8 protein-coding genes are annotated in these 13,049 nt (G+C 71.5%); 4 read left to right on the forward strand and 4 right to left on the reverse strand.

From position 1 onward, the window contains the following. The gene (locus F8568_RS46750; RefSeq protein WP_151593884.1) at positions 1–258 is read left to right on the forward strand and encodes a hypothetical protein; all 258 of its coding nucleotides are present in this window, start codon (positions 1–3) and stop codon (positions 256–258) included. 31 nt (positions 259–289) lie between these two features. Here F8568_RS46750 and F8568_RS13495 read toward each other — a convergent pair whose 3' ends face one another. The 4 genes from F8568_RS13495 to F8568_RS13510 form a co-directional block, all read right to left on the reverse strand. Further along, positions 290–1,735: a glycosyltransferase family 87 protein gene (locus F8568_RS13495; protein ID WP_236008716.1), complete on the reverse strand. Its 1,446-nt coding sequence runs from the start codon at positions 1,733–1,735 to the stop codon at positions 290–292. A 160-nt stretch (positions 1,736–1,895) separates the two neighbouring features. Beyond that, the gene (locus F8568_RS13500) at positions 1,896–4,295 is read right to left on the reverse strand and encodes a transglycosylase domain-containing protein (RefSeq protein WP_151593885.1); all 2,400 of its coding nucleotides are present in this window, start codon (positions 4,293–4,295) and stop codon (positions 1,896–1,898) included. 708 nt (positions 4,296–5,003) lie between these two features. Further along, positions 5,004–8,405 (reverse strand): transglycosylase domain-containing protein, encoded by a 3,402-nt coding sequence (locus F8568_RS50330; RefSeq protein ID WP_151593886.1) that lies wholly within the window; start codon positions 8,403–8,405, stop codon positions 5,004–5,006. A gap of 188 nt (positions 8,406–8,593) precedes the next feature. After that, complete coding sequence (locus tag F8568_RS13510; protein ID WP_151593887.1) at positions 8,594–8,992, reverse strand: DUF5318 family protein; 399 nt, start codon at positions 8,990–8,992, stop codon at positions 8,594–8,596. Positions 8,993–9,161: 169 nt separating this feature from the next. Between F8568_RS13510 and F8568_RS13515 the strand changes: the two genes are divergently transcribed. From F8568_RS13515 to F8568_RS13525, 3 genes are all read left to right on the forward strand, one after another. Next, on the forward strand, positions 9,162–9,779 hold the full coding sequence (locus F8568_RS13515; RefSeq protein WP_151593888.1) for a PadR family transcriptional regulator: 618 nt from the start codon (positions 9,162–9,164) through the stop codon (positions 9,777–9,779). A gap of 112 nt (positions 9,780–9,891) precedes the next feature. After that, on the forward strand, positions 9,892–10,971 hold the full coding sequence (locus F8568_RS13520) for an inositol-3-phosphate synthase (protein WP_151593889.1): 1,080 nt from the start codon (positions 9,892–9,894) through the stop codon (positions 10,969–10,971). A 193-nt stretch (positions 10,972–11,164) separates the two neighbouring features. Then, positions 11,165–12,937, forward strand: coding sequence for an ABC transporter substrate-binding protein (locus F8568_RS13525; protein WP_151593890.1), 1,773 nt, complete (start codon positions 11,165–11,167; stop codon positions 12,935–12,937). The last annotated feature ends 112 nt before the right edge of the window (positions 12,938–13,049 follow it).

The following is a 13,049-nucleotide window of genomic DNA, read 5'->3' on the forward strand; positions in this document are numbered from 1 at the left end:
GTGAACCCCGGGTTCGCCGCGAAGATGCGGGCGGCGCTGCCCGAGCTGCCCGACGCCCCGTCGCCCGGGCAGGTCGAGGCGTGGGTGGAGCTGGCCGAACTGGTCGGCGACCCCGGTTTCCGCGCCGCGGTCCGGCGGATGGCGGAGTTCCAGGCCGAGGAGTCCGCGCGCGGCACCGCGCAGGACGGCTGGCCCCGCCTCACCGAGATCACGATCGAGAAGGCGAGCGCGTGGTTCATCGCCGCCCTGCGCCGCTGACCCCGGCGCCGCTGACCCCGGCGCCGCGGTGTCAGACCGGGTCGACCGCGAGGTGGTGCCGGGCGCCGCGCCACCGGCGCAGCGACACCACGTCGTCCGCGCCGTCGAGCACCCCGCCCGCCGGATCGTCCTCGCCGCCCGTCCGCACGGTGTCGCCGGACGGGCGCAGGACGTCCCACACCACCAGCAGCGCCATCGCCAGCACCGTGACGAACCGGGCGAGCAGCGCGATCGTGTACACGTCGTGGCCGATGCCGCCCTCCGGCGCGCCGAGATGCGCCGCCGCCGACAGCGTCGACGGCAGGTCCGCGCCCGGGACCTGCAGCGACACCGACATCAGGTACCACCAGATGCCGAAGAAGTAGACGAGCTCCCCGGCCTGCCAGAGCACGAACGCCGGCAGCTTCGGCCGCGCCAGCACCGCGAGCGGCAGCAGCCACAGCACGTACTGCGGCGACCAGACCTTGTTCGGCAGCATGAACGCGACCAGCACCAGGAACATCAGCTGCGGCAGCCGCGGCCGGCGCGGCGCCGCGAGCGCGAGCACCGCGATCCCGGCCGCGAGCACCAGGAACGTCCCCGTCCCCGCCAGGTTCAGCTCGCCCGTGTCGGTCGCGAGGCCGGACAGCCCGTGGTCCTGCAGCACGAAGAAGATCGAGCCCCAGTCGATGCCGCGCTTCTGGCTGAAGCTGTAGAACTCCACCCAGCCGTCCCACGCGAACACCATCACCGGCACGTTCACGACCAGCCACGCGCCCGCGGTGCCCGCGAGCATCCGCCCCATCGCCCGCCACTGCCCGGCGCGCACGCACAGCAGCACCAGCGGCCCGAGGAACAGCAGCGGGTAGAACTTCGCCGCGATCGCCAGCCCGAGCAGCGCGCCCGCCAGTGCCGGGCGCCGCGCCGACCACGCCGCCAGCGCCAGCGCAGCCAGCGCCACCGCCAGCAGGTCCCAGTTGATGTACGCGGTGAGCAGCAGCGACGGCGACAGCGCCACCATCAGCCCGACCCGCAGCGACCGGCGGCCCGCCGCGTACGCCGTCGCGAGCACCGCGACGACCGCCAGCACCGCCAGCAGCAGCGCCGTCACGTTGTAGAACGCCATCCCCCGCTCGTCCACCCCGAACGGCTTGACCAGCCACGCGACCAGCTGCATGAAGCCGCCGCTCAGCACCGGGTACTCGACGTGGTGGATGTCCGAGCCGGTGAACGAGTCGAAGTACGGGATCTTCCCGTCGTTCAGGCCGCGCACGTAGTACAGCGGGTACACGTCGGTGTAGCAGGCGTGCTTCGTCGTCTTGATGAAGTCGAACTTCACCGACGCGCACGGCTGCTTCTGCAGCCAGCCCAGCGCGCACACCACGGCCGCGACGCCCGTCAGGACCGGCGCGAGCCGCGCCATCCGGCCGCGCTCCCGCGCGGGACCCGTCCCGGTCCCGGCGCCGGCCATCGCGACCCTCTCAAAAGACGACGACATGGACAGCAGACTATTGGTCGGCGCCCAAAGAACACGCCCGCGCACCGCCCGCGCGTCCGGATGTCCGGCGAACCCTCGGCAACGACGCCGGGCGAACCCGCGGAAAGCGGAACGGCCCGGAGCCGCCATGGGCTCCGGGCCGTTCCGTTCGGGCTCTCGCTCAGTTGTTGTTCTGATTGTTCGGGTTGCCCGGTTCCTCTTCCTTGCACGCCTGGTTGTTCGGGTGCGTCTGGCACCATCGCTTCAGCGCGGTCGGGTCGGTCGGCGGGAGGTTCGGGTCGCAGCCGGGCGGCAGGTTCAGACCGTTGCAGGGCACGCCCGTCGTCGGACCCGTCGGTGTGTTCGTCGGGCCCGGCGAGGTGCTGTGGCAGGGCTGCCCGTTCTGCTGCTGTCCCTGGCCGTTGTTCCCGCAGTTCGGCGTGTTCGTCGGCGACGGGGAGTTGGTCGGCGAGGTGGTCGGCTCCGGCTTCGCGACCGCCCACGGGGCGAGGGTGCCGCCGTAGACGGGCGGCGGGAACGGCGTGATCTCCTTGCCCTCCAGCGCCTTCAACATGACCATCTTGAACAGCTCGGCCGGGACGGTACCACCGTAAACCTGGCTGTACCCGCCGACGCCGACCAGGGACTTCTGGGTCCTGCCGTCCTTGGTCGAACGCCACATGCCGACCGCCGTCACGAGTTCGGGCGTGTAGCCGACGAACCAGGCGGACTTGTTCTGCGACGACGTACCGGTCTTACCGGCGACCGGACGCGCGCCGAGGCTCGCCCCGGTACCGGTGCCGTGCGTCACGACCCCGCGCATCGCCTCCGTGGCGTCCGCCGCGACACCCGAGCTGAAGACCTGCGTGTCCTTCTTGGCCCACGGCTCCTTCTTCACCGGCTTGCCCGCGTCGTTCAGGACGGGGTTGCCGTTCGCGTCCGTGATCGACTTGATCACGTGCGTCGGCCGGTGCACGCCGCCGGCGGCGAACGTTTGGTAGACGCCCGCCATCGTGACCGACGTCGCGGTGATGACACCGAGCGGCAGCGAGGTGTAGTTCGCGCTGAGCCCATCGGTGTTGGAGGGGATGCCCATCTTCTCGGCCATGTCGACCACCTTGTCGAGCCCGACCTTCTGGCCGAGGTCGACATAGGCGGTGTTGATGGACTTGGCCGTCATCTCCTTCAAGTCGAAGATGCCGTTCTCCGACGGGCTGTCGTTCGTGAACTTCGTCCCGTTGATGATGCGCCGGTAGTGGCCGTCCATCGTCGTCTTCAGGCTGACGCCGTTGTCCAGCGCGGTCGCCAGCACGATCGGCTTGAACGACGAACCGGGCTGCACCTTGCCCTGGAAGGAGTCGTCGAACTGCTGCTTGGCGTAGCTCGGGCCGCCGTAGGCGGCGACCACCCCGCCGGTCTTCGGGTCGACCACGGTGAGGCCGAAGTGGATGGTGCTGTTAAAGCCCTTCTCCTTCTTCAGCTGCTTGACCGCCACCGCGGTGTAGTCCTGCAGGCTCCTGTCGAACGTGGTGGTGATCCGCAGGCCCGCGGTCTGGACGCGCTGCTTGGAGATGCCGAGCGAGGCGAGCTCCGCGATGACACGGTCGGTGAGGTACCCGGTCTGCCCCGTGTCCTTGATGTCGCTCCACTTCTCGTACGTCTGCGGGAACTTCGCCTTGGCCTTCTCGTCCGGCGTGATCCAGTTCTTCTTCTCCATGCCCGCGATGACGTAGTTCCAGCGGGCGATGAGCGCCTGCTTCGCCGGGTCGGAGTCGGGACCGTAGGACTTGAAGTACGTCGGACGCTGGATCATCGCGGCCAGCAGCGCCGCCTGCGAGGCGTCGAGCTTGTCGACGGTCTTGTGGAAGTAGGCGCGCGAGGCGGCCTGGACGCCGTAGGCGTCGCGGCCGAAGAACACGGTGTTGAGGTACTGCTCGAGCACCCAGTCCTTCGACTTCTCGTTGCCCATCCGGACGGAGATCAGGATCTCCTTGAGCTTGCGGCTGACGGTCCGCTGCTGGCTGAGGCCCTGGTAGTAGTTGCGGGCGAGCTGCTGGGTGATCGTCGATGCGCCGTTGACGTCGCCGCCGGTCGCGGCCCGGTACAGCGCCCCGGCGATGCCGGTCGGCGAGATGCCGGGCTCGTTGTAGAACTCGCGGTCCTCCGCGGCGAGCACCGCGTGCTGGACGACCGGCGGGATCTTGGAGAGCGGCAGGATCTCGCGGTTCATGCCGACCCGCGCGATCGTGGTCTTGCCGTCGGCATAGCTGATGACCGACGCCTGCTTCTTCACGTCCTCCTGCGTCGCCTTCGGGATCGGGGTGTTGGCGTAGGCCACCCCGACCAGCGTCGCGGTCCCGAGGATGCCGACCGTGACGACCGCGGTGACGATCTTCCAGTTCGGCACGTACTTGCGCCAGCCGGTCTTCTCCGGCTTGTCCTTGCGCCGTCCGCGCCGGCCGCTGCGTCCGCCGCCGCCCCCGCCGAAGCCGCCGGGACCGCCCGGGCCCCCGGGGCCTCCCGGCCCGCCGGGTCCTCCCGGGCCGCCCGGGCCTCCCGGGCCGCCGGGACCGGACCGCATCGCGTTCGGAGGCGCGGCCCGGCGGCGGCCGCCCGGCCCGCCGGGTCCGCCGGGTCCGCCGGCGCGCGCGGGACCCGCGCCCCGGGCGTCGGCGCGCCCATCTGCGATCCGCGCGGCGCCCCCTGGGCTCCGCGCGGCATGCCCTGACCCCCGCGCGGCCCGCCCTGGGACATGCCCTGGGCGCCGGGGCGGGGGGCGCCCCTCGTGGGCGGGGGGCCCTCTCCGTATTCGGGTCCGTAACGGCTTGGGTTGCTCACGCGACCTCATCAACTGGGGTACGGCTTTGCGTCGTCCGAGCGTACTGCTCACCCGGATGCGTAGGGGGCGGGGAGGGAACGACGCCCTCCCCCGGCTCGGACGAACGCACGGGAACGTGCCCGTTGAGTCCGGGATGTCCGGACCGGTGGCGGGCGGGGCCGGCCGGGCGGGACGACCAGCCCCGCAGCGGCTCGGCATACCCCGCCGGATCCGGGTGCGCGATGCCCGCCGCCGCGCCGCACGGCGTTCCGCGAACATGGCTCATGTCACACCCCGATCCGTCGAGGAGTCTGTGGGCACGGCCGGGGTGGGCCGGGTCTCGCCTCCCTGCGGACGAAACCCGGCCGTCGGCCATGAGTACGTGCGCGGACGGCCCCTGCGGTTCAGCGGACGGCCCCCGCGGTTCAGCCGCGGCCCGACCGCTCTCGGCCCGCCGGCTCAGCGGCCCGTTCATTCCGGCGGCCTCGTGACGGGCAGCAGCGGTGCCACCGCCGCGCTGTTCGGCTGGTTGCCGCCGCCGCGCTGCCTGCGGCACGCGGGGTCGCCGCGGTGGATCGTGCACCACCACTTCGGCGGCGGATCGCTCGGCGGCTTGTTCGGGTCACAGTCGGTCTGGAACGGCGACTGGCACGGCTGCCCGTTCCCCTGGCCGCCGCCACCGCCGCCGTCGCCCCTGCACCGCGGGTCGAACTTGCCGATCGGGCTGTTGCACCACGCCGGACGGTCGTCGTGCTTCTTCTTCTTGGGCGGCAGCTTCGCCCACTTCTGCACGATGCCGCCCCACACCGGGTTCGGGAACGGCTCGACGTCCATGCCCCGGGTCGCCTGCGCCATGTAGGACCGCCAGATGCGGGCCGGGATCGTCCCGCCCTCGACCTCGCCGATCTGCGGCAGCACCACCGACTTCTTCTTGTGGTCCGGCCCGAGCTTGTCGTTGTACATCGTCACCGCGGTCGACACCTGCGGGACGAACCCGATGAACCACGACGACACGTTCCGGTCGGTGGTCCCCGTCTTGCCCGCGGCGGGCCGCCCGTCCGGCAGCGCCGCCGCCGTCGCCGTACCGCTCTTGACGACCTGCTGCAGCGCGTACGTCGCGTCCGACGCCACCTTCGCGTCGAACACCCGGCGCGTCTTCACCTTCGGCTTCAGCCGCGTCGTCTTGTTGTCGCTCTCCTTGACGATCCGGATGACGTGCGGCTCGTGGTACACGCCGCCGTTCGCGAACGCCTGGTAGCCCGCCGCCTGCTCGATCGGCCGGATGTCGTTGACGCCCAGCGCCAGGTTCAGCTGGTGCTTGTAGCCCTCCAGCAGCGTGGACGCGACCCCGGCGTCCTCCGCCGTCTCGATCGTCTCCGGCACGCCCACCTTCGCGATGAGCTGGATGAACGCTGTGTTCACCGACTCCTTCAACGCCGTGACGAGGTCGACGGCCGGCGCCACGTCATGGCTGTTCGGCACCGTCACCGAGTTCGGCGACCCCTTCGGCACGACGTTGCCGGTGGTGATGTCGATCGGGGTGTCCGACTTGCCCTCGACCATGCTCTTCAGGCTGTAGTTCTGCTTCAGCGCCGTCGCCAGCACGTACGGCTTCATCGCCGACCCCGCCTGCGCCGACCCGCTCCACACGTTGTCGAACGCCTGCTGCAGGTAGTCCGGCCCGCCGTAGAACGCCACGACCTCGCCGTTGGCGGTGTTCACCGACACCAGCCCGACCCGGATCCCCTTCTTCGCGAGCTTCTTCGGGTTCACCTGCGGGACGGTGTGCTCGGCGGCCTTCTTCGCCATCGCCATCCGCTTGCGGTCGAACGTCGTGTAGACGCGCAGGCCCTTGGTCGTCAGCTCCTTCTGGTCGATGTGCTGCCGGCGCAGCTCCTCCTTCGCGCGCATCAGCATGTAGCCGCGCTGGCCGCCGTACAGCTGGTCGCCGGTGCCCGCGTCCTTCACCTTCGGGAGGCGCTGCATGTACTTGTCGGCGTCGGCCTTCGACATCTTGCCCATCGAGACCATGCCCTTGAGCGTGTACTGGTACCGGCTCGTCACGTACGCCTTGTTGGCCTTCTCCGCCGGGTCCTTGTTCGCGTCCTGGATCATGCCGCCGAGCAGCGCCGCCTGGTCCGGCTTCAGCTGCCACACGTTGACGCCGAAGTACTCGCGGGACGCGGCCTGGATGCCGTAGGTGTCGCGGCCGAAGTAGATCGTGTTCAGGTACAGCTTGAGGATCTCGTCCTTGGACCGGCTCTTGTCCAGCTTCACCGCGATGAACAGCTCCTTGAACTTCCGGCTCATCGTCCGGTTGTTCGGGTCGGAGTAGTAGTTCTTCGCCAGCTGCTGCGTGATCGTCGAGCCGCCGCCGTGGCCGCCGGTCAGGTTCACCCACACCGCGCGGGCCGTGCCCTTCACCGAGAACCCGGGGTCGGTGCGGAAGCTCCGGTTCTCCGCGGCTAGCACCGCGTCCTGCACGAACGTCGGCACCTGCTTCAGCTCGACGCTCTGCCGCCTCTTGCCGATCCGGCCGATCTCGGTGCCGTCGGTGTAGTAGAAGATCGACGCCTGGTCCTCGACGCCCGCCACCGTGGGCTCGGCGGGCGTCGGCGTGTTCGCGTACGCCACCCCGATCATGGTGACGACGCCGGCGACGCCGAGCAGGAAGACCCCTGCCACGACCTTCCACGACGGGAGGAACCGCCGCCAGCCCGTGCTGCGCGACCGCAGATGGTCGACGAAGCCCTTCTTCGCGGGCCGCCGTCCCGGCCCGCCGGGCCCACCGGGGCCGCCCGGGCCACCGGGACCCCCTGGACCGCCCGGGCCGCCGGGCTTGCCGGGCCCGCCGGGCGCTCCGCCGCTGCGGAACTTGGCGAGGACCCCGCTGACCGCGCCGAGCGCGGCCGTCACGCCCGCGCCCACGGCGGCCCCGACGCCACCCGCACCACCCGCGCCGGCACCAGCGGGCAATCCGGGCGTACCGAACCCTGCCGGCCCGCCCTGCATCCCAGGCCCGCCCGGGCCACCGGGACCGCCCGGCCGCCCCGGGGCGCCGATGCCTGCCGGAGCGCCCGCGCCGGGACCGCCCTGACCGCCAGGAGAACCCATCGGACCGGCCGGGGCGCCCGAGCCCATCGGGCCGTTCGGGGCGCCGGGGCCTGCGGGGCCGTTCACCTGCGGCGTGCCGGGGCCGGGGTGCGGGGACACCGCGGCGCCGTGGAGGTCGGGCATGGTGAGGGACCCGGCGTCACCGCCCGCCGGGGGACTCGCGCTGCCGGGAGGAGCACCGAGCGGGCCGGACGGACCGGCCTCGCCGGGGCCGGGGGAGGCGGGGCCGGGGGAGGCGGGGCCGGGGGAGGCGGGGCCGGCGAGCGGCCCCTGGCCGAGGGAGTCCCCGGCGGACGGTCCGGGCGCGGACGCGGCCGATCCGAAGGCCGGGCCTTGTCCGAGCGGGTCGCCGCCGTAGTCGTTGGAGGCGTTCGAGGCGTTCGAGGCGCTGCCCGATCCGGTGCCTGCGCCTGGGGTGCCCATGAAGGACGAGCCGAGCGGGTCGTCCGGGAGGAAGGCGGCGCCCGGCTGGGGGCTCGCCGGCGCGGCGGGGCCGGACGGCGGGGGGCCGAAGACGGCGGTCGCGTCGAGCTTGATCCCCGAGGGGTCGACGGGCGGCGGCGGCGAGCCGAGCGGCCCCGGGCTCTGGGCGGGCGTGCCCGGCGGAGGCGGGGGCGTCGGTCCGCCGGCGGCGGCGTCGCCGACGCGGCGCTGGGCGTCCGGGACCTCCGGTTCGCCGGTGCGGCCGAGACGGGGGATCTGGTGCCCGCCCGGCCCTGGCGACCCGGACTCCGGTCGGGGCTGGCTTGGATTACTCACGCGACCTCATCAACAGGGGACGACGACGGGCGGCGGGCCGTGCGCACCGGAGGGGGCTCCGGTGCCGCGGCGGCTCGTGCGCCGTCCGAAGGGTACTGTGCGGGCTGGTGAGCGGGGGGAGCACGGGGCAGGGTCCGGAACCGTTCCTGCAGGTCGGACGCCCTCTCCTCGGCTGCTCTCCTCTCTGGTCACCGCTCGGGGCGCTGCTCCCCGCGGCCGAGGACGTAGGACACGGTCAAGTGGTTCCAGGCGCAACTTTGACACACTTCCACCACATACACCCTGAATTCGCCATATTCGCGGTCCAATCGGGCGAGTTCCGCGGCCGCCGCGGCCCGTCCCGCCGACCGTCCGAGCTCGTCCCCGTACACGTAGGCGACGTGGGTGAGGCGCACCCGCCGGCAGACCGGGCACAGGGTGTCGGTGGGCTCGCCGTGGTGGCGGGCCGCGCGCAGGAGGTAGGGGTGCGCGTCGCACGCGTCGTCCCTGGTGACGGCGCCTTTCCGCAGGTCCGCGAGGGCCGCGCGCTTGACCAGCCCGTAATCGACGACGAGCCGGCGTCTGATGGGCGGCTCCGACCCCGGCATAGGAGCAGGGTAAGCCGCGCGTCCCGCGCCCGGTAGATCACCGCGAAGAACCCGTTTTCGGCGGGCGGGTTGCCATGATGCGGCCGGGTACGTATCTTGGCGATGTATCGAGCCGATACATTCACTCGATACATCGAACGGAGACATCGACTCTGCGGAGGGACTCGCCATGGCGGGCAAGAAGGGCGCGGGCGTGCTGGAGCTCGCCGTGCTCGGCCTGCTCCACGAGTCCCCGATGCACGGGTACGAGCTGCGCAAGCGGCTCAACACCCTGCTCGGCATGTTCCGTGCCTTCTCCTACGGGACCCTCTACCCGTGCCTCAAGCAGCTCCTCGCCAACGGGCTGATCGTCGAGGACCGGCCGGAGGAGCCGAACGCGCCGCTGGCACTGCAGAGCCGCCGGTCGAAGATCGTTTACAAGCTCACCGCCGACGGCAAGGAGCGGCTCCAGAACCTGCTGACCGAGGCCGGTCCGGCGTCCTGGGAGGACGAGGGGTTCGGCGTGCACTTCGCCTTCTTCTCGCACACCCGCGCCGACGTCCGGCTGCGCATCCTCGAAGGCCGGCGCAGCCGGCTCGAGGAGCGCCTGGAGGCCGTCCGCGCCGCCCTCGGCCGGACGCGGGAACGGGTCGACTCCTACACCCTGGAGCTGCAGAACCACGGGCTGGAGTCGGTCGAGCGCGAGGTCCGCTGGCTCAACGAGCTGATCGGGCGCGAGCGGGCCGAGCAGGAACAGCAAGCCAGATCTGAAAGCAGCAAGGACATGCCTCGGGACAAGGGCCGCTGAGGAGCGGCCCGACCTGGGACGGGTGAACACCACCTCAGGTCCCGCCAGTGGTGGCGTTCGCCCTCCGGGGCGGGCGAGGATCGCAACCGCAAGAGAGTTAAGGAGCAATCGGATGGGTTCCGTGCGCGTAGCCATCGTGGGTGTGGGCAACTGCGCCTCTTCGCTCGTCCAGGGTGTCGAGTTCTACAAGGACGCGAGCCCCGAGACGCGGGTCCCCGGCCTCATGCACGTCCAGTTCGGCGACTACCACGTCGGCGACGTCGAGTTCGTCGCCGCGTTCGACGTGGACGCCAAGAAGGTCGGGATGGACCTGTCCGAGGCCATCCACGCCAGCGAGAACAACACCATCAAGTTCGCCGACGTCCCGCCGACCGGCGTCACCGTCCAGCGCGGCCACACCTTCGACGGCCTCGGCGAGTACTACCTCGACATCATCGAGGAGTCGGACGCCGAGCCGGTCGACGTCGTCCAGGCGCTCAAGGACGCGAAGGTCGACGTGCTCGTGTCGTACCTGCCGGTGGGCTCGGAGGAGGCCGACCGCTTCTACGCGCAGTGCGCCATCGACGCCAAGGTCGCGTTCGTGAACGCGCTGCCGGTGTTCATCGCCTCCGACCCCGCGTGGGCCGCCAAGTTCACCGAGGCCGGCGTCCCGATCGTGGGCGACGACATCAAGTCGCAGGTCGGCGCCACCATCACGCACCGCGTCATGGCCAAGCTCTTCGAGGACCGCGGGGTCGAGCTGCTGCGCACGTACCAGCTCAACTTCGGCGGCAACATGGACTTCATGAACATGCTGGAGCGCAAGCGGCTCCAGTCCAAGAAGATCTCCAAGACGCAGTCGGTCACCTCGCAGATCCCGCACGAGATGGCGAAGGCCGACGTGCACATCGGCCCGTCCGACCACGTGCCGTGGCTGGACGACCGCAAGTGGGCCTACGTCCGCCTCGAGGGCAAGTCCTTCGGCGACACCCCGCTGAACCTGGAGTACAAGCTCGAGGTCTGGGACTCCCCGAACTCCGCCGGCGTCATCATCGACGCTGTCCGCGCCGCGAAGATCGCCAAGGACCGCGGGATCGGCGGCCCGATCCTGTCCGCCAGCAGCTACTTCATGAAGTCGCCGCCGGAGCAGTACAACGACGACCAGGCCCGCCAGGCCGTCGAGAAGTTCATCGCCGGCGAGGTCGACCGCTGACGCCCGCCTCGCGGCGCTGAGAGCCTCGTCACAAAGCTCTCGAAGGACGCCCTGGCAGTGGACATCCGCTGTCAGGGCGTCCTTACTTCTCTACAGAAAACGGTGATGTAGCGGCTCTTTGTCACGCTCTGGCCCTACTGTGACACCGCCGGTTATCGCACACCAGCTGCCGGGTGCCGGACTGGAGGACGACATGGCACGCGAGGTGATCAAGGTGACGGCGGGCATCGCCGGGCTCGCGGTCGGGCTGGCCGCGTGCGGCGGCGGGGGCGACGGCGCGTCCGCCGACGGCCCGCCCCGCGACGGCGGGACGCTGCGCATCGTCGGCTCGTCCGACGTCGAGCACCTGGACACCGCGTCCGTCGCCAGCGTCGGCGGGTACGGGCTCGTCCGCACGTTCGCGCGGACGCTGTTCGCCACCCGCGCGTCCAACGACTTCGCCGAGACCCTGCCCGTGCGGGCCGACGTCGCGGCCCGGGTGCCCACCAAGGAGAACGGCGACGTCGGCAAGGACGGCCGCAGCTACACGATCCGGCTGCGCGACGGCGTCATGTGGAACACCGCGCCGCCGCGGCCGGTGACCGCGCAGGACTTCGTCCGCGGGTTCCAGCGGCTGTGCAACCCGGCGTCCCCGTCCGCCGGCAAGGGCTACTACATCTCGACGATCAAGGGGATGGACGCGTTCTGCCGCGGCTTCGGCGGCGTGGACGCCAAGGACGCGCGGGCGATCGCCGCCTACCAGCGCGCCCACCCGATCGAAGGGGTCCGCGCGAAGGACGACCGGACGCTGGTGTTCCGCTTGAAGCGCCCCGCCAGCGACTTCCTGAACCTGCTGTCGCTGCCGTTCACGGCGGCCGCGCCGCGCGAGTACGACGCCTACGTGCCCGACAGCCCGCAGCTGCGCCAGCACCTGATCTCGGACGGCCCGTACCAGATCACCCAGTACCGCCCGGGGATGTCCTACCTGCTGACGCGGAACCCGGCCTGGCAGCAGGACACCGACCCGATCCGCGAGCGGCACGTCGCGCGGATCCAGATCACCCTCGGCCAGGACTCGGCGGAGACGGTCCAGCAGCAGATCGAGCAGGGCACCGCCGACCTCGCGTGGGACCAGCCCGTCCCGACGTCGGCGATCCCGCGGCTGCGCGACGACCCGCGCTTCGCCATCCGGGAGACCCCGAACAACAGCCCGTACCTGGTGTTCAACCTGCGCAGCCCGAACAACGGCGGCGCGCTCGGCGACCGGGCGGTGCGGCAGGCGCTGGAGTACGCGGTCGACCGCAGCGCCCTCATCAAGATCGTCGGCGGGCCCTCCGTGGCGCAGCCGCTGCACACCGCAATCCCGCCCGGCAACTCCGGTTACGCCGCCTCGAACCCGTACCCGACCCCGAACGAGTCCGGCGACCCGGGCAAATGCCGTCAGCTCCTCGCCAAGACGAACCACCGGAAGATCACGCTGAAGTTCCCGTACCGCACCAACAGCGTCCACAAGCTCATCGCCCAGTCCATCGCCGAGAACCTCTCCGCGTGCGGCGTCCGCACCGAGCTCACCCCGGACACCGGCGGCTCGTTCTACTCCGACACCATCGCGACGCCCGCGCGCGCCCGCGAGGGCCAGTGGGACATCGCCGCGCCCGGCTGGACGCCCGACTGGTACGGCAACAACGGACGCTCGATCATCCAGCCGCTGTTCGACGGCCGCGGTTACGGGCAGAACTCCACCGACTACGGCGGCTACGACAACCCGCAGGTCAACGCCCTGATCGACGGCGCCCTCACCGCCCCGGACGCCGGCCGCGCGGCCGGCTACTGGCAGCGGGCCGACCAGCTGATCATGGCGGACGCGGCGATCGTCCCGCTCCTCGACCGCGCGCACACGATCTTCCGCTCATCGCGCGTCCACGGCGCCCTCTTCGTCCCCACCGCCGCCGGCTACGACTACACCAGACTCTGGCTCTCTCGTTGAGTTGTGGGGGGGGGGGGGGGGGGGGGGGGGGGGGGGGGGGGGGGGGGGGGGCCCCCGCCCCCCCGGGGGGGAGCGGGGGGGGGGGGGGGTGGGGGGGGGGGGGCACGGGGGC

It is taken from the genome of Actinomadura physcomitrii (genome assembly GCF_008923205.2).
GTDB classification, from domain to species: Bacteria; Actinomycetota; Actinomycetes; order Streptosporangiales; family Streptosporangiaceae; genus Spirillospora; species Spirillospora physcomitrii.